The organism is Streptomyces sp. NBC_01233, assembly GCF_035989305.1.
GTDB lineage: Bacteria > Actinomycetota > Actinomycetes > Streptomycetales > Streptomycetaceae > Streptomyces.
In genome coordinates, this window is sequence record NZ_CP108514.1 from 9,269,927 (window position 1) to 9,295,591 (window position 25,665).

Consider the following 25,665-nt stretch of genomic DNA (forward strand, 5'->3'; position numbering starts at 1 on the left):
CACCCTGGGCGCGCCCTTGGCTTTACCGGCTTGGTGGTGGGCCGGAGAACGGTTGGCGGGATTCGCTCGAGCGGTCGGGTCGGCCCGGGCTCCGACTGTCGTCGCTGAGGCTCGGGGGCAGGGGGTCGGCGAGGTAGTGCTGGATGGTGGGGGCGATGAGGTCGGTGACGGAGGGGGCGGGGAGGGTGGCGATGGTGCCGATCTGCCAGATGTAGCGGTTCATGACCATGCCGACGATCTGGGTGGAGATGAGGCTGGCCCGCAGGTTGCGTTCGGTGTCGGGCAGGCTGCCGGGGCATCCCCGCCGAAGCCCCGTCGGTCGGCCGGCACCTGGTCTCGATGCTGCGCAGCCACGCCGTCAATCTCGACAGCCCGCCCCGGGCCCCCATCGGCAATGTGCTCCACCTCGCCGCCGCCCCGCCTCACCCGCCGCACGCAGCGATGAGTGGCACCACCCTCACCGTCGCCGCGCCCCTGGCCGTGGGGGCCGCGCGCCTCGCCCCGGCCGCCGCGCACGGGCCCGCGCCGAGCAACTGATCATCCACCTTGCCGTTTCTCGTGAACATCCGAGGGCCGCAAGATCCGCAACTGCTGCCCGAACAGCAGACAAACGCTGCCGCTGAACGTGAACAAAGCCACGCCCCAGGGGCCGGGGTGCCATGAGGCCTCAGGAGGCTCCGGTGGGCTGCCCTTCCAATTCCATCCGCACGTCCACCACGCCTTCCACGGCATGGATGGCGCGGGCCATCAGCGGCACCAGGGCGCGGTCACGGAGTGATCCGCGCAGGGTGACGACGCCGTCCTTCACCGATGCCTGTAGACGTACCGGGGGAGCGAGCTCGGCGAGAACCGCGTCGCGGATTTCCTCCTCGATCTCCTCGTCGGTGCGCAGGAACACCTTGAGCAGGTCGCTCCGGCTCACGACCCCCTCCAGCATCCCCACGCCGTTCACCACGGGGAGGCGCTTCACGTGCTTGCGGGCCATGATCTGGGCAGCCTCGGCGAGCGTGGCGTCGGGGTGTACGGTCACGGCCGGGCTCGACATCAGCTCCTCGGCCAGCACACCCCCCGCCTTGGAAGCCTCTTCCAGCTGATCGGGAAGCCGGGGGTCGTCCTGCCGGAACTCCTCCTTCGGTAGAAGATCCGCCTCGGAGACCACCCCGACGACACGCCCCTCGCCCTCCAGGACGGGAACGGCGCTGACCTTCCACTGGTCCATCAGCTCGACGATCTCCTTGTACGAAGCCTCACGGCCGATGGCCACGGCCGTATGGGTCATGACGTCGCTGACGGTGTACCGGGACGCGGGCATGACGCCCTCCTCACTGCTGGGGGTTCAGGTGCGGGACACCGGCCGTCAGAGATAGCTGCCACTGCCGTGCGGGGCATAGAGGTCGAGCAGCCGGATACGGGCGGCGTGCAGCCGGTGCGCGAGCACCTGCGCGACCCAGTGGCCCATCGCGGAGCCGAAAGCAGGGTCGGTATCCATCATCGTGCGCACCGCGGCGGCGTCGAATTCGTACGTGCGCACCGGCGTCGTGGCCACCGCGCCCAGTCTCCAGGCACTGGGCTGCAGCATCCACGAGCACCCCACGAGTTCGCCCGGTCCGAGCCTTTCGATCACTGCCGGCTGTCTGCCGGGCACATGCACGTCCAGGGCGACGATGCCGGTTCGGACGATCCAGAACCTGTCCGCCCGGCCGCCCTCGTTGAAGAGGCGCGCGCTCTCGGGGAAGTTGACCTCCCGCGCGATGTCCATCAGCCGGGAACGGTGCTCAGCCGGCAGCGCGCCGGCGATCTTCGTAGGGGGAGTGGTCCTCATGGCGGCCTCCGGTCGATTCCGATTCAATTCTGGGCGGCTCCAGAGGCGCTGGGCATGGGCCGACCGGACCCCGATTCCGCAGGACAGGGGACCGTTCGGCCCTGGCACGGCGCGCGAGGAGGCAAGGACGCTGGGTGAAGCCGAGGCCGACACGATGCAGTCGGAGCGGAGGGCCGTGTGATGGATCACGAAACCGCCCGGAGGCCGGACCACGGCCCCGTCCCGATGCGGTCCACGGAGCGGCTGGACCGCTCTGAGGCGCTGCGGCTCCTCGGCACCGTGTCCCTGGGCCGCATCGTCTTCACCCACCAGGCGTTGCCGGCCATCCGGCCGCTGAACCACGTGGTCGAGGGGGAGGACGTGGTCATCCGGCTCGACGAAGGTGCTTCACGCGCGTCGCTGGTGGCGACCCCCGGCACTCCCGGCATCGTCCTCGCCTACGAGGCCGACGCCATCGACCCCGACACGCATCTCGGCTGGAGTGTCGTGGTGATCGGCTACGCCGAGCTCGTCGAGAACCGCAACGAGGCCGAACGGCTTGCGGCGCTGCTCGACCCGTGGACGAACCAGCCGATGGCCGGCGTCCTGCGTATCAGGGCCGAACTCGTCACAGGGTTTCGCCTGGGGCCGGAACCTCGGCCGATTTCCGCCGCCGGGTGAGTCCCGGCCCTGCTTCTGACACCTGGCGACGGCGTGGCCTGCGATCAGCGGCGACGGGGTGCGCCAACCTGGGCGCAACGCGGTGGAAAAGGGGTGCCGGATGGATTGGCTGGTGACGGTCACGGGCGCGGCCCTGGTCCTGCTGATCCTGCGGGACGTGTTCCACACGCTGTGGCACCCGACGCGTCACGGCGGGCTGAGCCGCCTGGTCATGACCACACTGTGGCGGCTGTCCCTCGTCCTGGGCACCCGGCGCACGGCGGCCGGCCTGGCCGGCCCGCTTGGCATGGTGTCCGTCGTCGCCCTGTGGGCCCTGACCGTGGCGGCGGGCTGGGCGCTGATCTACTGGCCTCACATGCCCGAGGCGTTCGTGTACGCGGGCGGGCTGGAGCCCGACGACCATGCGGGGCTGCTGGACGCGACGTACGTCTCGCTGGTCACGCTCTCCACCCTAGGCCTCGGCGACGTCGCACCCGCCGAGGGGTGGTTGCGCCTCCTCGCGCCCCTGGAGGCGCTGGTCGGGTTCGCCCTGCTGACCGCGACGGTCTCCTGGATCCTCGGCATCTATCCGGCTCTGGCCCGCCGCAGGGCGCTGGCCTTGCGGCTCTCCCACCTCTCCCGTACCCATCCCTCGAAGGAACAGATCGACTCCCCGGCCGGGGCGGCCATGCTGGACAGCCTGGCCACGGCACTGTCCGTCGCAGCGGTCGACTTCCTCCAGTACGCGGAGTCCTACTACTTCCACGACGGCGACGACCGGACCTCCCTCGCCCGCCAGATCGGCTACGCCCTCGACATCGCCGATGAGGCTTCGGAAGCCGGACACCGGGATGTCCGGCTCGCCTCCGCGGTGTTGCGTTCCGCCCTGGAAGACCTCGCGAGCATCCTGGACGAGCGCTTCCTGCGCACCCAGGGCACGCCCAGGCAGACTCTCGACGCGTTTGCGCGCGATCACGGACGGCAGGCGGGCACCGGTGACCACGTCCTGCCGTGAGTCTCCCGGCGTGGACGACGACCTCGCCCGTCCGCCCGATGCCGGGGCGTCGACACCGCGCTGCCCGGAAGAATCCGTTGAGGTCCGGACCGGCGATGTGCTCGTGGTGAAGACGCCAGGTGCAGGGCCCAGTCCAGCACTCCGAACTGCGCCGTGCGCCGTTTGGCCCCGTGGTGCAGGACCTCGTCCCGTGAGTAGGGCAGGCTGCGCCTGGAGACGCCCGAAGAGGGAAGCGGGTACCTATGAAGCCGCTCGCCGGCACGGTGGTCATCGGGATCGGCAACGAGTTCCGGCGCGATGACGGGGTGGGGTGGGCCACCATCGCGTTGTTGTGCGAACGGGAAGCACGGCGACCTCTCCCCTTGGGTACTGAGCTCGCCCAGAGCGACGGAGAACCCGGCCGCCTGATCACCCTTTGGGAAGACAAGGCCCTCACCCTCGTCATCGACGCCTGCTTCCCCCCTGCGGCGCAGCCCGGGCGAACACACCGGTGGAGTGTGGCCCCGGGAGAGATGCCGCACCCCGCTGCCGCAGGCAGGCAGAGCACCCACGGGCTGGGGCTCGCCGAGGCCTTGTGCCTCGCCGACAGTCTCGGGCGCGGCCCCGGCCGCCTCATCGTGTACGCGGTCGAGGGAGCGGACCGCTCGCTGGGCACCGGGCTCACCCCGGCGGTAGCGGCCGCTCTGCCGCTTCTGGCCCTACGCATCGAGGAAGACGTCCGCGAGCACGGCGAGCGGACTCGCCGGACCAGGTTCGAACCCGGGAGCCCGCTGGTCTGACATGCTGCCGGATCTAGGCACGTGGAGACCGAGAGGTGCACCATGACCGACGCTTCGGATGCCGGAGCCGTCCTCGACCACCCAGACGAGGCGGTTCTCGACCGCGACGGTCTGGCCGCGCTCGTGCGTGTCCTGAAGGCGCGCGGCCGCACGGTGATCGGCCCGACCGTGCGCGACGGCGCGATCGTCCTCGACGAGCTGGACTCCGCCGATGCGCTTCCCTACGGGTGGGGGGTCGAGCTGGAGGCGGGTCGGTACCGGCTCCACCGCCGCGAGGACGGGGCGGCCTTCGCACACAGCGCGGGACCCCAGTCGTGGAAGTCGTTCCTGCATCCGGAGCGCGTCCGCCAGTGGTCCGCGGACCGCGGCCCAGACGGTGCGCCGGTCGTCCGCGAGGAGAAGCAGGAGAGCATTTCATACGCGTTCCTCGGAGTGCGGCCCTGCGATCTGCGTGCCATTCAGATTCTGGACCGGGTGATGAGCGGAGGCAGGTACCGGGACCCCACCTACCTGTCACGGCGGACGGGTGCCTTCCTGATCGCGGCCGAGTGCACCGAGCCGGGTGCCACCTGCTTCTGCGTCTCGATGGGGAGCGGGCCGGCCGTCGACGCCGGGTACGACCTCGCGCTCACCGAGGTCGTGGACGATGCCGGTCACCGATTCCTCTGCCGGAGCGGGAGCGAGGAGGGAGCCGCGGTCCTCGCGGAACTACCGGGCCGGAGCGCCGATGGCTCCACCCGAGCGGCTGCGACCCAGGCCGTGAGCGCCGCCGCCGAACGCATGGGCCGCTCCATGCCGCCGGTGGACCTGCGCACGCTGATGCGGGACAACCTGGAGGCGGATCGCTGGGACGACGTCACCGCCCGGTGCCTCAGCTGCGGCAACTGCACCATGGTCTGCCCCACCTGCTTCTGCACCACCACGGAGGACGTCACCGACCTGACCGGCGATCACGCCGAGCGCTGGCGCCTCTGGGACTCCTGCTACGACCTGGACTTCTCGCTCCTCCACGGCGGCCCGGTCCGGTCCACCCCGCGCAGCCGCTACCGCCAGTGGCTCACCCACAAGCTGGGTACCTGGCACGACCAGTTCGACAGCTCCGGCTGTGTCGGCTGCGGCCGGTGCATCGTCTGGTGTCCCACGGGCATCGACCTCACCGAGGAAGCCCACGCCCTGCACCAAGAGGCCACGCAGCGGGAGAGCACGCCGTGACCTCGCATCCGGTTGGGCCTCCCGGCGAGCAGGTGTTCGCCGCTCTGACGACGGAGCACCGCGGGAAGCTGATGGCCCTCGCCCGTGAAGTCGCCTTTCCGGGCGGCACACGGATCTTCGAGGAAGGGGAGAAGGCAGACCGCTTCTGGATCATCCGCTCCGGCACGGTCGCGCTCGACGTCCACGTGCCCGGCCGGGGGCGCGTGGTCGTCGAGACCATCGGCGCGGGCAGCCTGCTCGGCTGGTCATGGCTGTGCCCACCCCGGCAGTGGCACCTCGCGGCCGAGACCCGGGACGCCGTCCGCGCCTGGGAATTCGATGCCGCCGCCGTCCAGGACCTGTGCGCCGAGGACACGGCGCTGGGTCTGTCCCTGGTAACCGCCGTCGCCGAGACCATCGGCGACCGGCTTCGAGCCACCCGCACCCGGCTGCTCGACCTGTACGGACCGCCGGGACCGCAGGGGATCGGGCCGGTGCCATGACGCTCACGCCCCTCTCCTACCGCGTGGTGGACCGCCGCGACGAGACGCACGACACGGTCACGCTCGTACTGGAGCCTGCCTCGGAAGCCCTGAAGCCCTTCGCACCCGGCCAGTTCGCGATGCTGTACGCGTTCGGTGTCGGCGAGATCCCGGTGTCCGTGTCCCGGCTCGCGGACGGGCACCGGCTGACGCACACGGTCCGCGCCGTGGGTGCCGTCTCGCGCGCATTGTGCGGCCTGCGGACCGGCGGGTGGGTCGGCGTGCGCGGCCCCTTCGGCACCGCCTGGGACTCGGCCGCCGCTCACGGCAACGACCTGCTCGTCATTGCCGGAGGGATCGGGCTCGCTCCGCTCCGTCCCCTCGTCGACGCCGTTCTGGCCGAGCCGCAGGCGTTCGGGCGGCTGAACGTCCTCGCGGGCGCCCGGACCCCCGACGATCTGCTGTACGGGGACGAGTTCCCCGCCTGGGGAAAGCCGTTCGGCGCCGTCACGGTCGACCGGCCTTCCGGCGGCTGGACCGGCCGGGTCGGCGTCGTCACCACGCTGCTCCGCGAGGCCCGGTTCACACCTTCGGACACGGTCGCCTTCGTCTGCGGTCCCGAGGTGATGATGCGCGCGACCGCACGCGCGCTGATCCACCAAGGGGTACGTCCCGACCGCATCCGGGTCTCCCTCGAACGCAACATGCGCTGTGCCACCGGCCACTGCGGCCACTGCCAGCTCGGACCCCTGCTGCTCTGCCGCGACGGCCCGGTCGTCGGCTACGACCAGGCCGAGCCCCTGCTCACCGTCCGGGAACTGTGAGATGAGCACCCCCACCACACCCCAGCCCCCTGCCCGCCCCCGCCTCGGCGTGTTCAAGTTCGCCTCCTGTGACGGCTGCCAGCTCACCCTCCTCGACTGCGAGGACGAACTGCTCGGCATCGCCGCCGAACTGGAGATCGCCCACTTCCTGGAGGCGTCCAGCGAAGCCGCGCCCGGCCCGTACGACCTCGTGCTCGTCGAAGGGTCGGTCAGCACACCCGAGCACGTGGAGCGCATCCGGCGCATCCGCGCGGATGCCCGCCACCTCGTCACCATCGGTGCCTGCGCCACGGCGGGCGGCGTGCAGGCGCTGCGCAACTACGCCGATGTCGAGGGATACCTGGCGACCGTCTACGCCCGCCCCGACTACATCGAGACCCTCGCGACCTCCACGCCGGTCTCGGCCCACGTCCCCGTCGACTTCGAACTGCGCGGCTGTCCCATCGACCGCGGTCAGCTCGTCGAGGTCATCACCGCGTTCCTCGCCGGACGCAAGCCCGCCATCCCGAACCACAGCGTCTGCTTCGCCTGCAAACGGCGCGGCAACGTCTGCGTCACCGTCGCCCACGGCACACCCTGCCTCGGCCCCGTCACCCACGCGGGCTGCGGGGCCCTGTGCCCGACGTACGGGCGCGGCTGCTACGGCTGCTTCGGGCCGGCCGGAACCACGAACCTTCCCGCGCTGGTCCCCCTCATGCAGCGTGACGGGATGAGCGAGGAGGACATCGGCAGGTTCCTGCACACCTTCAACGTGACCGCCTTCACCGCCCTGGAGGAGCAAGGACAGCCCGGCGTGACCGACGCGGAAGGACCGGGATGAGCGATCCCACCCCCCGATACCAGGAGCTGCGCATCCCCTCACTCGCCCGTGTCGAGGGCGAGACCGCGCTGCACCTGAGGATCCATGACGGCACGGTCACCGAAGCGCGGCTCAAGATTTACGAGCCGCCGCGGTTCTTCGAAGCCTTCCTCCGGGGCAGAGCCCACCCGGAGCCACCCGACCTCACCTCCCGCATCTGCGGGATCTGTCCCGTCGCCTACCAGATGAGTGCCTGCCGCGCCATCGAGGACGCGTGCGGCGTTGTCGTCGACGGACAACTGGCCGCCCTTCGCCGCCTGCTGTACTGCGGCGAATGGATCGAGAGCCAGACGCTGCACATCCACATGCTGCACGCACCGGACTTCCTCGGCGAAGACGACGTGATCGGCCTGTCCCGATCCCATCCGGAGCACGTCAAGCGCGGACTGCGCCTGAAGCAGACCGGCAACGCCGTGGTCGAACTGCTCGGGGGCCGGGCCATCCACCCCGTCAACGTCAGGATCGGCGGATTCCACCGGGCCCCGACCCGCGCCGAACTCCGCCCCCTGGAAGAACGGCTGCGCACCGCCCTCGACGACGCCTGGGACACGGTGCGCTGGGTCGCCGGCTTCGAATTCCCGGACGCCGAGTGCAACGCCGACCTGCTCGCCCTCGCCGAGACCGGCACCTACGCCATCGAGTCCGGAGTCCCCACCGTGCTCCCGTACGACGCGACGCTCCCGCCGTACGGCTTCCCCCTGCGGGACTTCACCGACCACGTGACCGAGGAGCAGGTCTCCCACTCCACAGCGCTCCACTCCCGGTTGGACGGCCGAAGGCATCTCACCGGTTCCCTCGCCCGCTGGGCGGTCAGCGGCCACCTGCTGTCCGCACTGGCCCTGGAAGCGGCACGGGAGGCGGGGCTGGGCGACCCCCCGTCGCGCGCAGGTGCCGGGCGGGGAAAGGCCTGCAGGAACCCGTACCGAAGCATCCTCGTCCGGGCGGTGGAAGTCCTGTACGCGGTGGAGGAGGCCCTGCGGATCATCGCTGAGTACGAGCGTCCGGCCGGCCCGTACGTGGAGGTCCCGGCCCGGGCCGGTATCGGGCACGGTGCCACGGAGGCGCCACGCGGCTTGCTCTACCACCGCTACGCGTTCGACGGCGGGGGGCGTGTCACGGACGCCCGCATCGTGCCACCGACCGCCCAGAACCAGGGCGCCATCGAGGAGGACCTGCGTCGGCTGGTCCAAGCCGGCCTCGATCGGGGTGAGGGCTCCGAGGCCGAGCTCACCCGGCTGTGCGAGCGGGCCGTCCGCAACCACGACCCGTGCATCTCGTGTTCGGCCCACTTCCTGGAACTGGACATCGAGCGCACCCACTGATCACGCCCAGGCGTGACCGGCTGATCCGGACGACGTTCCGGCCCGGGCCTGTGGCCGGTCCGCAAGGCGCCGTTACGTCGGATGGCGGCGTCGGAGCCGACCGGCAGCCACGGTCCCGTGCACGTCGTGCGTCCGCGTCCTCGTAGGTGCCTCACCAGCCGGGCCCGCCTCTGGCTCCTGCGCGCCGCGGGCAGGCTTCAGGTGCTCCTCGGATGACATGCGGCCGTGTGCTCGGCGCGTTGGCACAGATGCTTCATCGAGTACCGCTTACGGTCGCTGGACGGCTACCGGCGCGAGCGCGGGGACGACAGGGCTCCGGCCGGCCGGACATCGGACACCTCACCGCCCTTCCAGCCACCTACCAGACGGAGCAGCCGGCATGGAGCCAGTCGTTACCGTGGGCCTCGACGGCTCACCCGAGAGCCTCGCCGCCGCCCGTTGGGCCGCTGACGAAGCCGACCGCCGCAAACTCACACTGCGCCTGCTGCACGCGTGGCCCCTGCTGGCGCCGGAACCGACCCACCTCCCCGCGGAGATGGATCAGAACTACTGGGCGAAGCGCATCGTGCACCACGCGAAGGCAGAGCTCCAAGCGCGCCACCCGGGCCTGACCATCGTCGGCAACCTGGTCGCCGAGGATGCTCAGGAGGCGCTGCTGAAAGCGTCGGCGGAGTCCGAGATGACCGTGCTCGGTTCGCGGGGACTGGAGCCCGTCGAGAGCTACTTCCTGGGCGACATCAGCATGCCCGTCGTCGCACGGGCCCAGCGGCCGGTGGTCCTGGTGCGGGCCGGGACGAGCGAAGAGGGTCCGCCGTCCGCTCCGGGCGCTTCGGGCGGCGTGGTGGTGGCACTTAAGCTGCACGGTCCGTGCGACGACCTGCTCGCGTTCTCCTTCGCCGCCGCCGCGGCCCGGGGCATGCCCCTGCGGGCCGTCCACGGCCGAACCCTGCCGGTGCACGCTCACGCTCCCTGGGGCGTGGACCACGACGTGACCGAGAAGATCACGAAGGACGCGCGGAAGCTCCTGAGCGACGCCCTCCGCCCCTGGCGCGAGAAGTTCCCGAGCGTCGAGGTGGCCGACAGCGTCGGTCTTGAAAGCCCCACCAAAGCCGTGGTGCGGGCCGCCAAGGGCGCAGGGCTACTGGTCGTCGGCCGACGCAGGCATCGTCCCGCCCTGGCACCCCCATTGGGTTCCGTGGCCACCGCCGCGATCCATCACGCGCGCTGCCCCGTCGCCGTCATTCCCCATGACTGAGCCGAGCCACAGCGAGGAGCCGTCGGTGCCGGCGCACCGCACCGACGCGTCCGCGCTCCGGACCGGCACCGGCCTCGATGCTCCGCCGCTCCCGCGCGCAGAGGTGTGCGAGACGCACACCGCGGTCCTGTTCTTCGTCGGTGACCGCGCCTACAAGCTGAAGAAGCCGGTCGACCTGGGGTTTCTCGACTACACGACCACGGCGGCCCGGCGGATCGTCTGCGAACGGGAAATCGCCCTCAACCGTCGCTTCGCTCCTGACGTCTACCTGGGGCTGGGCGAGTTTCGCGGACCGGACGCGGACACGCCCGAACCTCTCGTGGTGATGCGTCGCATGCCGGCGGAACGCCGGCTGTCCCGGCTCGTGAGTGAAGGCGCCGACGTCGACGACGTCCTGCGGTCCGTCGCGCGCCTGCTCGCGTCCTGTCACGCTGACGCGCCCCGCGGCCCGGACATCGACGAGCAGGGCAGGCGGGACGCGCTGTCCGCACGCTGGGAAGCGAGCTTCACGCAGGTCAGGGGATTGACCGAAGACGGCGGGCTGCTCGACGGGGTGGAGGAGGTGAAGCGCCTGGTGCGTCGCTATCTCGCAGGCCGCGAGACACTGTTCGACGCCCGTATCGAGCAGGGGCGGGTGGTCGACGGCCACGGCGACCTGCTCGCCCAGGACATCTTCTGCCTCGACGACGGCCCCCGCGTCCTGGACTGCCTGGAGTTCGACGACCGCCTCCGCTACGTCGACGGTCTCGACGACGCGGCCTTCCTTGCCATGGACCTGGAGCAGACGGGTGCCCCCGAGGCCGCGGCGCTCTTCCTCGCCCGGTACGGCGAGTACTCCGGCGACCCCGCACCGCCGTCCCTGTGGCACCACTACGTCGCCTACCGCGCGTTCGTCCGGGCCAAGGTGTCCCTGATCCAGGCAGCTCAAGGCGCCCGCGGCGCGGAGGCGGCAGCGCGGCGACTGGTCACCACGACGCTGCGCCACCTGCGCACCTCCGCCGTCGGCCTGACCCTCGTCGGCGGCCTCCCGGGCAGCGGGAAGTCCACGCTCTCCGGTGCGCTCGCCGATCGTCTGGGCGTCACGCTGCTCAGCAGCGACCGCCTGCGCAAGGAGCTGGCCGGCATCCCGGTGGAGGAATCCGCGGCCGCCGGCTACGGCGAAGGGCTGTACACGCCCGAGTGGACCGCGAGGACGTACGCGGCCCTGCTCGACCGGGCGTCCGCGCTGCTGTCACGTGGCGAGTCCGTCGTCCTCGACGCCACCTGGTCCGACGCCGAACAACGCGAGGCCGCCCTTCGCGTGGCCGAACGCACCAGCGCCGACCTGGTGGCCCTGCACTGCCAGGTTCCGGGCGAGGTGTCGGCAGCGCGTCTGAGCACCCGCGCACCCGGGGCATCCGATGCCACCCCTGATGTGGTTAGGGCCATGGCAGCCACGGAGCCGCCGTGGGACGAGGCCGTCCCCATCGACACCGGCGGCCCTTTGGAGGCCGCGGTCATCCAGGCGATGGCGGCCGTACGCCCGTACGGCTCCGGCCAGGCCCCGGTCTTCCGCCGCCCTTACATGGAGCCGGATTAAGGCGAATGGCGACGCCGCGTGCGGCGGCGCGCTCGCCGCGACGAAGGTCCTGGCGACAGCTTGATCTCGGGTTTCATCGGATGTCCAGTACCTCGGACACGGGGCGCCTGGGCGTCGCGGGACCTTGCGGTCCGTAGCCGATCCTGATCACCATCTGGACATGGGTCATCGCCGAGCCCGGATCGCGCACCGTCCAGCGGAGCGCGGGCCATTCGAGAGGCTGCGAAGTCATGGACGTGACCAGCCCGTCGGCGGTGGCTTGAAGGAGAATCCGCTGCAGGGCCTGTCCTGCTCGTAGCCAGTCCTCGGGCCCGTCACCCGAAGTACCCAGCAGCACGATGTGAGGGTTCTGCTCGAAGGTGGCCCACCCGCGCCCCGGAACGCGCCGGGAGCGACCGAAGTCGCGAACGACCCCACCGCGACCCGCGTGCTTCGGACCGAAGGCGTCCACGGGAATTCCGTCAGGACGGGTCTGGCCTTCTGGCGTGCCTGCACGTGTCCACGCCATCGTCTCCGCCGTCATCGCGGGATCCATCTCCTCGCGATGCTCTGAGTCGCGTACCAGGCCCAGTACGGTGTCGGTGTGCCAAGCGTCCGGTACGGCCAGGCGGCATCCTTCGAGAAGGGCGGCGGCTCGCAGACCGTCCAACAGTGCCGGAGGGATCTCGTCCTCCGCGAAAGGAAATCGGCTGGTGTGACGTCGCCGTACGGCTGGGTGGAGATTTCCAAGATCCCTGTCCGTGGGCCCGGATTCCCGGAGGTCGGCAGCGGCCAGCAGCCACGGATCGTCCGGGTCGGGCAGCAACCGTACGTCTGTGCCCCAGCCTGCCGCGGCTGCGGAGACGCGGAGGTTGAACAGGGCGGCGGCGCAGCCCAAGTGGAGGGCACGGTGGTCCGGGTCGGCATGGGGCATGGCACGGCCCGGGTCGCCGTACAGCTCGATGAGCCCGGAGGGCGGTCGGTAGAGGAACTTCCATGGCTGGGCGTTGTGCATGGACGGAGCCGTGACGGCGTCCTCGATGAGCGGAACAATCTCTGCCGGGTTCGGAAGCGATGCGGTCATGAGACTTTCCTGCCTGTGCGGTGGGCCTCACTCGTGGGCGATGACGGCGACCGGCGACACCGCGTGGTGCATCACGGCGTGGGTGATGGGGCCGATGTGAGTGCCGAATGCGGAGTGGCGGATGCGGCGGCCGACGACGACGAGGGCGGCGGTGGAGGCCGCGTCGAGGATCTGAATCGCCGGCTGGCCGATGGTGGCCCGGGAGTCGACCTGCAGCGAAGGGTACTTCTCGTGCCAGGGGCTGATCATCTCGTCCAGCGTGGTGACGATGCCGTGGGCCATTTCCCGCTGGACCCCCGGGTCGAGAGCGGGTGCGTAGCTGAGGATGGGCGGTGGCGACCAGCCGTGGATGATCACGAGCGGGCAGTGGCGGTGGGACGCCTCCTCGAAGGCGAAGGCGAGCAGCTTGTCACAGGGCTGGTGGATGTCCACGCCGACCACGATGGGCCCGATGTCGCGGGCACCGTCCGGCGGATTGCCCGCGCGGTCCACCGACCGGACCAGTACGACGGGGCGCTCGGCCTCGGCGACGGTGGCGAAGCCGGTGGATCCGACGAGGAACCCGGCGACGCTGCCGAGCGCGCGCGAGCCGAGTACGAGCATGTCGGCATCCTCGGCGGCGTGAGTGAGCGCCAGTGAGGGCAGCCCGCCCACTCGGCGGGTGTCGACCTTCAACGACGGGTGCCCGCGGCGCACGTCTTCGGCGGTGTCGCGGAGGACGGCCTCGGCCCACTGCCGACGTTCCTCGGTGGTCGTGACGGGAAGGGGGGGATTCTCCAGCCATTCCTCTGCGTGGACCAGGTCCAGGGAGGCACCGCGGAGCTCGGCTTCATGGGCTGCCCAGCGGGCAGCCGCCGTACTTTCCGGGGACCCGTCGAGGCCGACGGTCACTCGGTTCGCCATGGTCTCCATCTCCTTCTTGGGGCGGCGCTTCTCCCGCTCACTCAAGCCTGACTGCCCGACGGTCTCCTGTTGAGGGGCCGGTCGGCCCCTCGCGGGACCGACCGGCCCCGTCTGGTGCGGTGGATCGGGCTGCTCCCAGGGCGCGGAGGAGCCACGCCCCCATGATCTCGCGTCGACGAGCGCGGTGCTGGGCCCAAGCCCAGACTGGAGACGGACAGGACAGGTGAGGAGGCAGCCATGACCACCGCACGGGACATCATGCACAGCGGTGCCACCTGCGTACAGGAGACCGAGACGCTCATGGACGCGGCCCGGCGGATGAGCGAACTGGACGTTGGCGCCCTGCCGATCTGCGGGCCAGACGACCGTCTGCACGGCATCATCACCGACCGTGACATCGTGCTGAAGTGCCTGGCGAAGGGCAAGGACCCGCACCACATGACGGCCGGGCAGCTCGCGCAGGGCAAGCCGATCACGGTCGACGCGGGCGCCGACACGAGCGAAGTGCTGCAGACGATGCAGGATCACCGGATTCGGCGACTCCCGGTGATTGCCGATCACCGCCTCGTCGGGATGATCAGCGAGGCCGATCTCGCCAGGCACCTGTCCGAGGAACAGGTGGGGCACTTCGTCGAGACGATCTGCGCGGAGCGGTAAGCCGCAGCGCGTCGCCTTTTGCCGCTAATCGTGCGCGATGACGGCGACGGGCACCTTGGCGTGGTGGAGGACCGCGTGGGTGACCGGTCCGATGTGCGCGCCGATCGAGGACCTTCGGATGCGGCGGCCGACGACGATGAGACCCGCTTCGGAGGACCTCTCGACGAGCTCGGTAGCGGCATGCCCGGCGCTCGCGCGCGAGATGACGCCGACATCCGGGTACTTGTCCTGCCAGGGCCCCAGGACGTCGCCCAGAGAGGCATTCGCGCTCATCTCGAGCTGGGCGTGAACTCTCGGATCGTACGCCGCGCCGTACCCCACCAGCGGAGGCAGCGACCAGCTGTGCAGGACGTGGAGGGCGCAGGCCCGCCGCGCTGCCTCCTCGAAGGCGAAGGTGAGCAGCGCATCGCACGGCCGGCTGATGTCAACGCCTACCAGAACCTCGCGGGCTGCGTGCCGGCCGCCGGGGCGCGGTACCGCGTCCTCGCTCGCCCGCACCATGACCACCGGCCGTACCGTCGCCTGGATGACCGCCATGCCGACGGAGCCGAGGACGAAGCCCGTGACGGTGCCCAGTCCCCGGGAACCCAGGACGATCATGTTCGCACCGGCCGCGACGCCGGCGAGCTCGGCGGCCGGTCTGCCGTCGAGTGACCGGATGCCGACGTCCAGTTCGGTGTGGCTCGCACGCAGTTCGCCGGCGGTCTCGTTCAGCAGCGCCTGGGCCCAGTGGCGGCGCACTTCGCTCGTCGGCACCGGGAGGCCGCGGGGCGACGACCATTCCTCGGCGTGGACGAGGTGGAGCGGCAGGCCGCGCAGGACGGCCTCTCGCGCCGCCCAGTGGGCCGCCGCGAGGCTTTCCGCGGATCCGTCGAGGCCGACGACGATTCGATCGTGCATGATGGCTTCTTCCGGCAGGGGCCCACATGGGTCAGGTAGTTCGTCTGCGCCCGTGGTGAGGCGGAGCGGCGGCTTCTTCAGGCTGAGTTCGTGTCGTCGATGGCGTATCCGAGATGCTGGGTTACGGAGACCACGCCGTCCACGGTCCGGCAGAGGCGTTCGATGAGCGGGATGAGGCTCTTGTAGTCGACCGTTCCGTGCAGTTCGACCCGGCCGTCGGTGACGGCCACGGTGATCGCCGAGGGGCTCTGGCGCAGGCTGAGGTCGAGCACGTCACCCATGATCTCGTGACGGATGTCCTCGTCGTCCCGGAGGAAGATCCGCAGCAGGTCCCGTCGGCTGACGATACCGATCAGTACGTCGGAGTCGTCCACGACGAGGAGCCGCTTGACTCCTTGTGCTTCCATCAGCCTGGCCGCTTCGGCGACGGTCCACTCCGGCCGGGCACACACGGGGGGCGAGGACATCAGCTCCTCGGCGCGCGTACCCGCGGCTTTGTCCTCCTGCCACGCCTCCCGTTCGGGAAGTGACCGGAAGTAGTCTCCTTGGCCTGCCGACTTCGGCAACAGGTCCCGTTCCGAGATCACGCCGAGTGGACGGCCGGCAGGGTCGACGACCGGAACGGCCGAAACCTTGTGCTCCGTCAGGGTGCGGGCGATCTCCTTGAACGGAGCGTTGTTGGGGACGGTGACGACCTCGCGGGTCATCAGCTCGCGGACTTCCCGATGCCTCATGTTCTTCTCCTACCGCTCGGCGGGCGTCCGTGCGCCGACCGACACGTCGTCCTGCTCGTAGTCGAGCCGGTTGACCACGTCCACGACGCCGTCGACGCTCTGACACAGGCGCAGCACGATGGGGACCAGACTGCGTCGACCGACGGTGCCGCTGAGGGTCACCAGCCCGTCGTTGACCTCGGCCGTCAACGACGACGGGCTGAGCCCGAGGGTGCGGGTCAGCACGTCTTCGAGGATCTCCTCCTGGATCGCGTGGTCCCTGCGCAGGAAGAGCTGAAGCAGGTCACTGCGGCTCAGGATGCCGATCAGCCGGCCGCCGGAGTCCACCACGGGCAGTCTCTTGACCTGGTGCCCCCGCATGACGCGCGCCGCGCGGACGACGCTCCATTCGGTCTGGGCGGTGATGGCGGGGCTGGTCATGAGATCGGCGGCGTTCGTGCCGCTGCCGGAGCTGCGCTTGCGGAGCAGGTCGGCTTCGGAGACGACGCCCACGGGACGCTCGGCCTCGTCCACCACGGGCACGGCGGAGATGTCGAACTCCTTGAGGAGCCTGGCGATTTCCTTGAACGGGGTGCCCCGCTGGACGCTGACGGCTGTCGGAGTCATCAGGTCGGCGACGCTACGGTGCCTCATCGTCGGCCTCCTTCACGCGCGGACTTCGGTGTCGAGGCGCACGGCCGTGACGTCCACGACCCCCGGTACGGTGCGTGCGACACGCACCAGCACGTCTTTGAGGGCCGGGTCGGGGATGGAGCCGTCCAGGTGCACGATGCCGTCGGCCACGTGGACCTGCACCATGGCCGAGCCGGCGGGGATGAGCTCTGCCATGATCAGTTCGCGGAGCTCCTCGGCGATGTCGGCGTCGGGGCGGAGGTAGATCTTGAGGAGATCGCCCCGGCTGACCACGCCGACGAGGCGGCCGTCGCCGTCGACGACGGGGAGCCGCTTGAGGTGGCCGCGGGCCATCAGGCGGGCGGCGCCGGGGATGGTGGCGTCCTTGGTCACGGTGACCGCCGGTACGGTCATCAGCTGCCCGGCGGTGACTGCTCGGGACTCGTCCGCGCCTTGGGCCTTGAGCAGCAGATCCGCTTCGGACACGACGCCGGCGACCCGGCCTTCCTCCGACAGGACGGGCAGGGCGCTGATCCGCCACTGCCGCATGGTCTCCACGATGTCCTTGAACGGTGTTCTGCGGTCGACGGAGATGACGGCATGGGTCATCACGTCCTCGACGGTGCGAAGGTGCTTCATGATGCCTCCAGAGCGGCGTCCTGATACGTCCGAGCGTGGATACCCGTGCCCGTCGGCGGTAGGGCCGTCAGGGGGTCACTTTGGGCTGATCGGCCCTGTTGGCCGGGTGCCGGGCGCGTTTTCATGGAATTGACGGAAAGAGTCCCTGAGAGGATGCGGAGAAGCGGCTGATGGCCGTGCACCGCACGATCGGGATCCGCGAGAAGCGGGCGGGCTCTTTCCGCCCGTTGTCGTGAAGGGTCAATGGGCGGCGCGGTCCGGATCGGCAGCCGGCGACAGGTCGTCGATCGCGTAGCCGAGGGCTTGGTCCACGCTGACGACCCCGTCGACCGACTGGCACAGTCGTTCGATAACCGGAATGGTGGACCGGTCCTCGACCTGGCCGCTGAGGGAGACGACACCATCGCGTACGGTCACCGCAACGCCGCCGGGGGTCATCCTGAGCGTCCGGCCCAGCACGTCGTCGACGATCTCATCGCGGATGGCGTCGTCGCGACGGAGCATGGGCCGCAACAGGTCGGTACGGCTGACGATGCCGACCAGGGTCCCGGTTTCATCGACCACCGGCAGACGCTTCACGCCCCGCTCGTGCAGGAAGCGGGCCGTCTCGACGATGCCCCACTCCGGCCGGGCCGTCAGGACGGGGGTGGACATCAGATCGCCGGCGGTCCGGGCGTCCAAGGAGACACGGTCCATGGACGCCGCACTGTGCAGGGGATCACGTCCTTCGGTGTCGGGCAGGCCGGCTTGCCTGCGGAGGAGGTCGGCTTCGGAGACGATGCCGATCGGGTGGTGACGGGTGTCCACGACGGGCAGGGCCGAGACCCCGTTGTCGTCGAGGCTCCGGGCGACCTTTTTGAGTGACGCTTCGGGGCCGGTCGTGGCCACGTTCCTGGTCATGACGTCTGCGACAGTGCGGTGAGACATGGTCCGATCTCCCTTGTGAGTAGGGCCGTCAGTCGTGAGCGATGACCGCGACGGGGGCGGTGGCGTGGTGCAGGACCGCATGGGCCACGGACCCCAGATGCGCCCCCAGAGGAGAGCGGCGCAGACGGCGGCCCACCACGACGAGGTCCGCGCTCGCTGCGGCTTGGACGAGCTGGTCGCCGGCGGGCCCCATGAACGCCTCGTGGGTGACGCTCACGGACGGGAACTTGTGCCGCCACGGCATCAGCATGTCGTCGAGCATCACGGTGACACTCCGGCCGACCTCCCGCTCGTTCTCCGGGTCGAAGAAGGGCGCGTACTGGTAGATGGAGGGCATCGTCCAGCCGTGGATCACACGCAGGGCGCAGCTGCGACGGTCGGCCTCCTCGAAGGCGAAGGCCAAAACCTTGTCCGCGGCCTCGTGGATGTCGACACCCAGGACGATCTTCCCGTACCGGACGGGCTCGGCCTCCTCGGGCGCGTCCGACACGCGGACGAGCACAACCGGCGTCCCGGTGGCCACCAGTGTCGACAAGCTCACCGAGCCGATGAGGAATCCGACCAGGCCTCCCACCCCGCGGGAGCCGAGGACGAGCAGCCCGGCGTCTGCCGCCTCGGCGGCCAGGGCTGCCGCCGGCCTGCCGGAGAGGCACCTGGTAGAGACCTCCAGGCCGGGATGTCGGCGTCGCACGTCCTCCAATGCCTCGGTGAGCGCCCTGTCGGCCCAACGGTCGGCCGCTTCCCGGCCCGGCCTCGGTACCGCAGGGCTCAACATCCAGTCGACGGCGTGGACGAGCCTCAGCGGCACTTCGCGCAAGGCCGCCTCCCGGGCGCCCCAACGGGCCGCGGCCCGGCTCTCTGCAGAGCCGTCCACACCGACGGTCACATGGTGCTTCATGGTCAGAACCTCCTCGGGCGGCGCGGGGCCGCGGTCCTCTTCCAATGTCGCCTGCGGCGCGACGACCGAGGAGGGGCCGAGTGGCCCCCTATGGGGCCGACCAGCCCCCGCTACTTCACGGAGGTGCGCGAGGCGACGTAGTCCGCGCAGCCGTCCAGTGTGTTCAATGCCGGATAGTCGGACTCGGGCAGGGCGAGCCCGGTTCGCTCGCTCAGTGCCTCGATGAAGTTGAGGAAGTCCAGCGAGTCCATCTCCAGGTTGTCGCGGAAGTTCTCGTCCGGCGCGAGCGCTGCCGTGTCGGCGCCGGGAACCACGTCAGTCAGAACGTCCTTGATCAGTACGAGCGCCTCGTCACGGTTCACAGTTCCTCCGGTCGTTGGAGCAGGCGGTCGATGGCCGTCAGCAATCGCGCCCCGGTCGTACCGTCGCTCGCGCGGTGGTCGGCGGCGAGCGTGGCCGTCACGGTCGGGTGCACCGTGAGCATCCCGTCCACGGCCACCGGCCGCTCGGTGACACACCCCAGGCCGACGAGGGCGACCTGAGGTGGGTAGATCACCCCGAAGACCGCCTCCACCCCCTGATCGCCGAGGTTGGTCACCGTCAGTGTCGGATCTGCCGTCTCCGAAGCCCGCAGACGGCCGCTGCGCGCCCGCGAGACCAGACCCTTCAGCGCCGCCATCAGCTCCGGCAGTGGCATGGTGTCGGCGTCCGCCAGTGCCGGTGCGACCAGGCCGCCGCCGCGCAGGGACACCGCGACGCCGAGTCGCACGGCAGGCGAGGGGACGAACGCCTCGTCCTTCCAGTAGCCGTTCAGTTCCGGCACTTGGCGAGCTGCCAGGGCAACCGATTTGAGGAGCAGGGCCGCCGGCACGAGCCGTTCCGCCACGGGCCTGCTCGCATTTCGGTCGCGCATCCACGCCATCGCGACGGCCAGGTCGATCGTCGTCGACAAGTAGTAGTGGGGGATCTCGCGGTTGGCGCGGCTCACCAGCGCCGCGATCGCCGCGCGCGCCGGATACGCGGGCTCGGCCGTTGCCGACGACGGCCGCGCCGGTTCGCGGCTTTCGACCGTACGGGACGGAGGGCCCGCCGATACGGCCCGTACGTCATCGGCCCGGATCGTGCCGCCCCGCCCGGTTCCCCTCAAAGCACTCAGGTCGACGCCCGACGACCGGGCCAGCCGACGGGCGAGCGGCGAGGCCTTCACCCGGTGCGGCCCCTCGGCCGGTGTGTGCTCCACGTCGGAACGCGTGATCCGACCGCCCTTGCCGGAACCGTGCACGGACGACAGGTCGATGCCCTTCTGCTCGGCCAAGTGCCTCACCAGGGGAGTGGACACGGCGTCCCCACCCGGGGTGGTGGTGTGTCCGGGAGCGGCTTGCAGTTCGGAGGTCGGGACCGTCGGCTTCGCAGGGGCAGGGGCAGGGGCAGGGGCAGGGGCAGGGGCCGGAGGCTCGGCCCCCGAGTCGATGACGGCCATCCGTGTGCCGACCGGCACGGTGGTCCCCGGTTCGACGAGGAGTGCACCGACCGTTCCCGAGTCGAAGCACTCGACCTCGATCGTCGACTTGGCCGTCTCCACGACAGCGACGACATCGCCCTTTGTGACGGCGTCACCGGGCCCTACCAGCCATTCCACGAGGGTGCCCTCGTCCATGTCCGCGCCGAGGGAGGGCATGGTGAAATCCGCCATGTCAGCTCACCGTCCGGCGAACGGCGTCCACGATGGTCGCGGGCTGGGGAAGAGCCGCTTCTTCGAGCTGCCGGGCATAGGGAATGGGGACCTCCGCGCTGCACACGCGCTGAACGGGCGCGTCGAGCTCGTAGAACGCCTGCTCGGTGATGCGGGACGAGATCTCCGCGGCCAGGCTGCCGCTGCGCCATGCCTCGTCCACGATCACGGCCCGGTGGGTTCGACCGATGGATGCCATGACGGTGGCGTCGTCGAGGGGGCGCAGGACACGAAGGTCCACGACCTCCGCGCTGATGCCCTCCCCGGAAAGGGTTTCCGCGGCTGCCAGGGCCTTCGGCAGGGAGCCGCCGTACGTGATCACCGAGACGTCCGACCCTGATCGGCGCACGGCCGCCGTGTCGAGATCGACGGCTTTGACGGTCTCGTCCAGGGAGCCCTCCGCGTTATACAGGCTGCCGTGTTCGAAGATCAGTACAGGATCGGGGTCGGCGAGGGCGGCTGCGAGCATGTGGCGTGCGTCGTCGACCGTGGCGGGGGCCAGTACCCGGATGCCGGGGATGTGGGCGTACCAGCCTTCGAGGCTGTGGGAGTGCTGGGCGCCGAGCTGCCGGCCTGCACCGGTCGTCATGCGGATCACGACGGGGACGCTCAGCTGCCCGCCCGACATGTGGAGCAGTGTGGCCGCGTTGTTGAGGATCTGGTCCAGTGCCAGGAGACTGAAGTTGACCGTCATGATCTCGACCACGGGCCGCATCCCGCCGAGCGCGGCGCCGATGCCCGCGCCGACGAATCCGGATTCGGACAGCGGCGTATCCCGGATCCGGTCGGGTCCGAACTCTTCGAGCAGTCCCAGGCTGACGCCGAAGCATCCGCCGTACCGGCCCACGTCCTCGCCCATGAGGAAGACCCGCTCGTCCTGCAGCAGGGCTTCGCGCAGCCCCTCACGGAGCGCCTCCCGATAGGTGGTCGGCCGGGAAGTCCCGGTCGGCGCCTTCCGCGTGCTCATGCCGTGCTCCCGGTTTCGCTCGTGACGAAGCGGAGCAGGTCCGCGACCGGTTCCAGCGGGGCTTCCTCGGCCCCCCGTACGGCCTTGTCGATCTCGGCGAGTACTTCCTTGTCGAGTTCTTCCATCACCCGGTCGTCGAGCTGCCCTTCGGAACGCATGAGTTCGGCCAGCCCTTTGAGGGGGTCGCGTCCTTTCCATTCCTCGATCTCGGACTTGGCCCGGTACCGGTCCGGGTCGTACATGGAGTGGGCGCGGAACCGGTACGTCTGTGCCTCGAGGAAGTGCGGTCCGTTGCCCGCGCGCACGGACTCCGTCGCCCTGAGTGCGGCGGCTTCGACGGCGAGGACGTCCATGCCGTCGACGGTCCAGGCCGGCATCCCGTACGAAGCGGCACGCATGGCGAGGTTCGTCTGGGCATGCTCCCGGGCCAGGCTCGTGCCCATGGCGTACAGGTTGTTCTCGCAAACCAGCAACAGGGGCAGCTGCCACAGGGCCGCGAGGTTGGCCGTCTCGTGGAACTCGCCTTCGGCGAAAGCTCCGTCTCCGAAGAAGCAGCAGGTGACGCGGGTGCTGCCGCGCATCCGGTCGGCGAGTGCGAGCCCGGCCGCCAAGGGCAGGCCGCCGGCCACGATCGCGTTGCCCCCGTAGAAGCGGCGGGCGGCGTCGAACAGGTGCATGGAGCCGCCGCGTCCGCGGCTGCAGCCGGTGGCCTTGCCGTACATCTCGGCCATCACGGCGTCGGCGGGAACCCCGCGGGCCAGGGCGTGCCCGTGTTCGCGGTAGGTGGACACCACCGCATCCTCCTCGCGCAGGGCCTGGTTGACGCCCACGGCGACGGCTTCCTCACCGATGCAGAGGTGAACGAAACCACGGATCTTCGCGCCGCTGTAGAGCTCCACGCACCGTTCCTCGAACCGCCTGATGGCGAGCATCCTGCGGAGCAGGGACAGGTGGTGTCCGGGTGCGGGCCCGTCGGGAGTGCCGCGGGCGGCGGTGGCCGGTCCCTTCTTGCGCCCGCCCTTGCGTGCTGCGGCACTGGCCTTTCCTCCGTGCTGGGAGGTGGTGCTGCTCATGGTTCTGCCTTCTCTCACGAGCGGGTCATCCGGGGTTCTCCAGCGTGGACAGATCCCCTTCGGGCAATCCCAGCTCCCGGGCCCGCAGCAGGCGGCGCATCACCTTGCCGCTGCGCGTCTTGGGGAGGTTCTGATCGAACTCGATCTCTCTGGGGGCCACCGCGGGGCCCAGCCGCCTGCGTGCGAACGCCAGGAGTTCCCGCTTGAGGGACGCGTCGGGGACGAGCCCCGGACGGAGGGAGACGAATGCCTTGACGACAGCTCCCACGACCGGGTCGGGGCGGCCGATGACGCCGGCCTCCGCGACGGCAGGATGCTCCATCAGCGCGCTCTCCACCTCGAACGGGCCGATGAGGTGTCCTGCCGACTTGATGACGTCGTCGGCGCGGCCGACGAACCAGAACCAGCCGTCCTCGTCGCGTTTCGCGAGGTCGCCGGTGAGATACCAGCCGTCTGCGAAGCAGGCCCGGTAACGGGCCTCCTCGTTCAGATAGCCCCGGAACATGGAGGGCCAGCCCGGGCGCAACGCCAGCTCACCCTCGACGCCCGCCCTTGTGATCACGCGCACGCGTCCCTCGGTGACGTCGGCGCGTCCGTCCTCCCCGCGTTCGAGCAGCGCGGCCTCCACACCCGGCAAGGGCCGTCCCATGGAGCCGGGCCGGATGTCGCTGGCCGCGAAGTTGGCGATCATGATCGCTCCGGTCTCGGTCTGCCACCAGTTGTCGTGGATCGGCAGGCCGAGCACCTCCTGCCCCCACAGGACGGCTTCCGGGTTGAGCGGCTCGCCCACGCTCGCGATGAATCGCAGAGCCGAAAGGTCGTACGGCCCGGGGAGCTCGCGGGTGCCGTCCCTCGGGGTGGCGCGCATCAGCATGCGGATCGCCGTCGGCGCCGTGTACCAGACAGTGACCCGCTGGCTGTCGAGGATGCGGTACCAGCGGTGGACATCGAAGTCCCCCTCGTCCACCACGACGGTCGCACCGTGGGTGAGCGGGGCGATGATCCCGTACGAGGTACCGGTCACCCACCCGGGGTCCGCCGTGCACCAGTAGACGTCCTCCCGGCGGAGGTCGAGTGCGAAGGCCGCCGTTGCGTGGTGGGCCACGACCGCTTCGTGCACATGGACCGCGCCCTTGGGGGTACCGGTCGTGCCGCTGGTGAAGTGCAGCAGCGCCATGTCCTCCGGATCCGTGGGCGGGACGGCGTACTCCTCGGGTGCCCGCTCCATGAGCTCGGCGAAGGAGACGGTGCCCGGCGGCGGATCGTGGACCGGGCCCACGAGCAGGACGTGGTCCAGACGCGGCAGGCGTTGCCTGTTCTCCTCGACCTTGCGTCGGTACAGGGCCTCGGTGGTGACAAGAACCCGGGCGTCGCCCAGCTCCAGCCGCTGCCGTACGGGCTCCGGCCCGAAGGCCGAGAAGAGCGGGCACAGCACGCGTGCGCTGCGCAGCGTGCCCAAGACCGTCGTGTACAGCTCGGGGCAGCGGCCCAGGAGCGTGAAAACCCTCTCCTGCCGCGCCAGGCCCAGGGCGGTGAGTGCGTTGGCAAAGCGGCTCGTGAGGCTGCCGAGCTCGGCGTACGTGAGGCGGGTGACGGTTTCGTCGGCTGCGATGCAACGGAGAGCTTCCCGCTCGCCGTGGCCTGCCGCCAGGTGCCGGTCGACGGCCTCGTATCCGATGTTCAGCCCGCCTCCCGGGAGCCCGGACAGCCGGGATCGAGCCTCGTCCCAAGTGAAGTCCGCCCGGGCCCGCTCGTAGTCCTGGAGCATGAAGACGCCATCGGGTCCGGACTGTTTGTGGATGATCGAGTGATCCATGGCCGGGTCCCTCTCCTCGCCTTGGAATCTTCAAGGAGACAGCGTCACGTTGGGTGACGGCCGTAAGCGCGGCGAGCGGTCTTCCCGGCGTCCCCCGGACGGTCCACACCGGAAGTCGCGGTCACAGGGACATCCCGAGGGCGCTGCGGTGCGGTGGGGTGAGCTGGGAGTCGTCGATGCGGGCCGTCAGGCGGGGGGCGACCGCGACCACACCGTCCAGCTGGTTGGTGAGGCGGATCAGGACCGGAATCTGGCTCTGCCTCTCCAGCCGGCCCTCCAGGGTCACGATGCCGTCGACCACGTGGACGGTGACCGCCTCAGCGCCCAGCCCCATGGTGTCCACGAGCACGTCCGCGACCACGCGGTGTCGTATTTCCGAGTCCGATCGCAGGAAGAGCCAGAGCAGGTCACGGCGGGTGACGATGCCGACGAGGCGGTCCTCGTCGTCCACGACCGGCAGCCGCTCGACGCCCCTGCGGGCCATCAGCCGGGCGGCTCCTGCCGCGGTCTCGTCCGCCTGAACCGTGACCGCCGGTGCGGACATGGCCTCACCAGCGGTGAAGGTCACCTCGGACGGCAACGCGACCCCGCCTCGGCCGGCATCGGGGTCTTCGCCCATCGGCGGGTGCTCAGCGGCTGCGCGGCTGATCAGGTCGCTCTCGGAGACGACGCCGAGCACCCGGTCCTCGTCGTCGAGGACCGGCAGTCCACTGATGTCGTGCTGAGCGAGCAGCTTGGCGACATCCTTGAAAGGGGTGGACGTCAGGACCGAGACGACCTCGTCGGTCATCAGGTCTCCGACCTTGATGTGCTTCATGAGGCACCTCCTGCCGTCACAGCGATCCACCCGGACGGGAAGGCCGGAGGACGCCCATAACCACGATCCGCCGAATGCCACGAGAGGAGGAGGGCCGAACGGTCCGGAGCCGGGCCCGATCGGACCCGTGCCGCACCGGCGACGCGGTATCGCGTGAACC

The 25,665-nt window shown here is 70.2% G+C and carries 29 protein-coding genes; 12 read left to right on the forward strand and 17 right to left on the reverse strand.

Translation table 11 applies throughout. The features are described from left to right. Positions 1-22: 22 nt before the first annotated feature. Positions 23-286 (reverse strand): TetR/AcrR family transcriptional regulator, encoded by a 264-nt coding sequence (locus tag OG332_RS42920; RefSeq protein ID WP_327419543.1) that lies wholly within the window; start codon positions 284-286, stop codon positions 23-25. A 53-nt stretch (positions 287-339) separates the two neighbouring features. Between OG332_RS42920 and OG332_RS42925 the strand changes: the two genes are divergently transcribed. Beyond that, complete coding sequence (locus OG332_RS42925) at positions 340-537, forward strand: hypothetical protein (RefSeq protein ID WP_327418520.1); 198 nt, start codon at positions 340-342, stop codon at positions 535-537. Positions 538-667: 130 nt separating this feature from the next. Here OG332_RS42925 and OG332_RS42930 read toward each other — a convergent pair whose 3' ends face one another. Together OG332_RS42930 and OG332_RS42935 are read right to left on the reverse strand one after the other, a co-directional pair. Continuing rightward, positions 668-1,312 carry a CBS domain-containing protein gene (locus OG332_RS42930; RefSeq protein WP_327418521.1) on the reverse strand — a complete coding sequence of 215 codons (645 nt, stop codon included), beginning with the start codon at positions 1,310-1,312 and terminating at the stop codon, positions 668-670. A 45-nt stretch (positions 1,313-1,357) separates the two neighbouring features. Further along, on the reverse strand, positions 1,358-1,822 hold the full coding sequence (locus tag OG332_RS42935) for a Crp/Fnr family transcriptional regulator (RefSeq protein WP_079403917.1): 465 nt from the start codon (positions 1,820-1,822) through the stop codon (positions 1,358-1,360). A 180-nt stretch (positions 1,823-2,002) separates the two neighbouring features. Here OG332_RS42935 and OG332_RS42940 point away from each other — a divergent pair, with 180 nt between their 5' ends. The 10 genes from OG332_RS42940 to OG332_RS42985 all read left to right on the forward strand — a co-directional run bounded on the left by OG332_RS42940 (position 2,003) and on the right by OG332_RS42985 (position 11,767). Next, positions 2,003-2,482, forward strand: a complete 480-nt coding sequence (locus OG332_RS42940; protein WP_327418522.1) for a pyridoxamine 5'-phosphate oxidase family protein — start codon at positions 2,003-2,005, stop codon at positions 2,480-2,482. A 100-nt stretch (positions 2,483-2,582) separates the two neighbouring features. Beyond that, on the forward strand, positions 2,583-3,476 hold the full coding sequence (locus tag OG332_RS42945; protein WP_327418523.1) for a potassium channel family protein: 894 nt from the start codon (positions 2,583-2,585) through the stop codon (positions 3,474-3,476). A 242-nt stretch (positions 3,477-3,718) separates the two neighbouring features. After that, complete coding sequence (locus OG332_RS42950) at positions 3,719-4,255, forward strand: hydrogenase maturation protease (RefSeq protein WP_327418524.1); 537 nt, start codon at positions 3,719-3,721, stop codon at positions 4,253-4,255. A gap of 42 nt (positions 4,256-4,297) precedes the next feature. Beyond that, positions 4,298-5,467 (forward strand): 4Fe-4S dicluster domain-containing protein, encoded by a 1,170-nt coding sequence (locus tag OG332_RS42955; protein ID WP_327418525.1) that lies wholly within the window; start codon positions 4,298-4,300, stop codon positions 5,465-5,467. Continuing rightward, positions 5,464-5,949 (forward strand): cyclic nucleotide-binding domain-containing protein, encoded by a 486-nt coding sequence (locus OG332_RS42960; RefSeq protein WP_327418526.1) that lies wholly within the window; start codon positions 5,464-5,466, stop codon positions 5,947-5,949. The genes OG332_RS42955 and OG332_RS42960 overlap by 4 nt, the downstream gene beginning before the upstream one ends. Then, positions 5,946-6,752, forward strand: coding sequence for an FAD/NAD(P)-binding protein (locus tag OG332_RS42965; RefSeq protein ID WP_327418527.1), 807 nt, complete (start codon positions 5,946-5,948; stop codon positions 6,750-6,752). Before OG332_RS42960 ends, OG332_RS42965 begins: the two co-directional genes overlap by 4 nt. Position 6,753: 1 nt before the next feature. Further along, positions 6,754-7,572, forward strand: coding sequence for an oxidoreductase (locus OG332_RS42970; RefSeq protein WP_327418528.1), 819 nt, complete (start codon positions 6,754-6,756; stop codon positions 7,570-7,572). Continuing rightward, a complete protein-coding gene (locus tag OG332_RS42975) occupies positions 7,569-8,933 on the forward strand; it encodes a Ni/Fe hydrogenase subunit alpha (protein ID WP_327418529.1) in 1,365 nt (454 codons plus the stop codon). Before OG332_RS42970 ends, OG332_RS42975 begins: the two co-directional genes overlap by 4 nt. A 379-nt stretch (positions 8,934-9,312) precedes the next feature. After that, positions 9,313-10,188: a universal stress protein gene (locus OG332_RS42980; protein WP_327418530.1), complete on the forward strand. Its 876-nt coding sequence runs from the start codon at positions 9,313-9,315 to the stop codon at positions 10,186-10,188. Positions 10,189-10,291: 103 nt separating this feature from the next. After that, on the forward strand, positions 10,292-11,767 hold the full coding sequence (locus OG332_RS42985) for a bifunctional aminoglycoside phosphotransferase/ATP-binding protein (protein WP_327419544.1): 1,476 nt from the start codon (positions 10,292-10,294) through the stop codon (positions 11,765-11,767). A 73-nt stretch (positions 11,768-11,840) separates the two neighbouring features. On the opposite strand, the gene OG332_RS42990 is transcribed toward OG332_RS42985, so the two are convergent. Together OG332_RS42990 and OG332_RS42995 are read right to left on the reverse strand one after the other, a co-directional pair. Beyond that, positions 11,841-12,830, reverse strand: coding sequence for an Acg family FMN-binding oxidoreductase (locus OG332_RS42990; RefSeq protein ID WP_327418531.1), 990 nt, complete (start codon positions 12,828-12,830; stop codon positions 11,841-11,843). Positions 12,831-12,857: 27 nt separating this feature from the next. After that, positions 12,858-13,733: a universal stress protein gene (locus tag OG332_RS42995; protein WP_327418532.1), complete on the reverse strand. Its 876-nt coding sequence runs from the start codon at positions 13,731-13,733 to the stop codon at positions 12,858-12,860. A gap of 237 nt (positions 13,734-13,970) precedes the next feature. On the opposite strand from OG332_RS42995, the gene OG332_RS43000 reads away from it, so the two are divergent. Further along, on the forward strand, positions 13,971-14,390 hold the full coding sequence (locus OG332_RS43000) for a CBS domain-containing protein (protein WP_327418533.1): 420 nt from the start codon (positions 13,971-13,973) through the stop codon (positions 14,388-14,390). Positions 14,391-14,414: 24 nt separating this feature from the next. Here the strand turns inward: OG332_RS43000 and OG332_RS43005 are convergent, their stop codons facing one another. From OG332_RS43005 to OG332_RS43060, 12 genes are all read right to left on the reverse strand, one after another. Beyond that, positions 14,415-15,290, reverse strand: a complete 876-nt coding sequence (locus tag OG332_RS43005) for a universal stress protein (protein WP_327418534.1) — start codon at positions 15,288-15,290, stop codon at positions 14,415-14,417. A 77-nt stretch (positions 15,291-15,367) separates the two neighbouring features. Continuing rightward, positions 15,368-16,024 carry a CBS domain-containing protein gene (locus OG332_RS43010; protein ID WP_327418535.1) on the reverse strand — a complete coding sequence of 219 codons (657 nt, stop codon included), beginning with the start codon at positions 16,022-16,024 and terminating at the stop codon, positions 15,368-15,370. Between the two features lie 9 nt (positions 16,025-16,033). Beyond that, positions 16,034-16,657 carry a CBS domain-containing protein gene (locus OG332_RS43015; RefSeq protein WP_327418536.1) on the reverse strand — a complete coding sequence of 208 codons (624 nt, stop codon included), beginning with the start codon at positions 16,655-16,657 and terminating at the stop codon, positions 16,034-16,036. 12 nt (positions 16,658-16,669) lie between these two features. Continuing rightward, positions 16,670-17,275, reverse strand: coding sequence for a CBS domain-containing protein (locus OG332_RS43020; protein WP_327418537.1), 606 nt, complete (start codon positions 17,273-17,275; stop codon positions 16,670-16,672). A 240-nt stretch (positions 17,276-17,515) separates the two neighbouring features. After that, positions 17,516-18,202, reverse strand: a complete 687-nt coding sequence (locus OG332_RS43025; RefSeq protein ID WP_327418538.1) for a CBS domain-containing protein — start codon at positions 18,200-18,202, stop codon at positions 17,516-17,518. Positions 18,203-18,230: 28 nt separating this feature from the next. Next, positions 18,231-19,100, reverse strand: a complete 870-nt coding sequence (locus OG332_RS43030; RefSeq protein ID WP_327418539.1) for a universal stress protein — start codon at positions 19,098-19,100, stop codon at positions 18,231-18,233. Between the two features lie 110 nt (positions 19,101-19,210). Then, complete coding sequence (locus OG332_RS43035; protein WP_327418540.1) at positions 19,211-19,462, reverse strand: acyl carrier protein; 252 nt, start codon at positions 19,460-19,462, stop codon at positions 19,211-19,213. Next, a complete protein-coding gene (locus OG332_RS43040) occupies positions 19,459-20,793 on the reverse strand; it encodes a dihydrolipoamide acetyltransferase family protein (protein WP_327418541.1) in 1,335 nt (444 codons plus the stop codon). The genes OG332_RS43035 and OG332_RS43040 overlap by 4 nt, the downstream gene beginning before the upstream one ends. Before the next feature lies 1 nt (position 20,794). Further along, positions 20,795-21,799 carry an alpha-ketoacid dehydrogenase subunit beta gene (locus tag OG332_RS43045; RefSeq protein ID WP_327418542.1) on the reverse strand — a complete coding sequence of 335 codons (1,005 nt, stop codon included), beginning with the start codon at positions 21,797-21,799 and terminating at the stop codon, positions 20,795-20,797. Next, positions 21,796-22,872, reverse strand: a complete 1,077-nt coding sequence (gene pdhA / locus OG332_RS43050) for a pyruvate dehydrogenase (acetyl-transferring) E1 component subunit alpha (protein WP_327418543.1) — start codon at positions 22,870-22,872, stop codon at positions 21,796-21,798. Before pdhA ends, OG332_RS43045 begins: the two co-directional genes overlap by 4 nt. 25 nt (positions 22,873-22,897) lie before the next feature. Further along, the gene (acsA, locus tag OG332_RS43055; protein WP_327418544.1) at positions 22,898-24,688 is read right to left on the reverse strand and encodes an acetate--CoA ligase; all 1,791 of its coding nucleotides are present in this window, start codon (positions 24,686-24,688) and stop codon (positions 22,898-22,900) included. Positions 24,689-24,809: 121 nt separating this feature from the next. Then, positions 24,810-25,505: a CBS domain-containing protein gene (locus tag OG332_RS43060; protein ID WP_327418545.1), complete on the reverse strand. Its 696-nt coding sequence runs from the start codon at positions 25,503-25,505 to the stop codon at positions 24,810-24,812. Between the last annotated feature and the right edge of the window lie 160 nt (positions 25,506-25,665).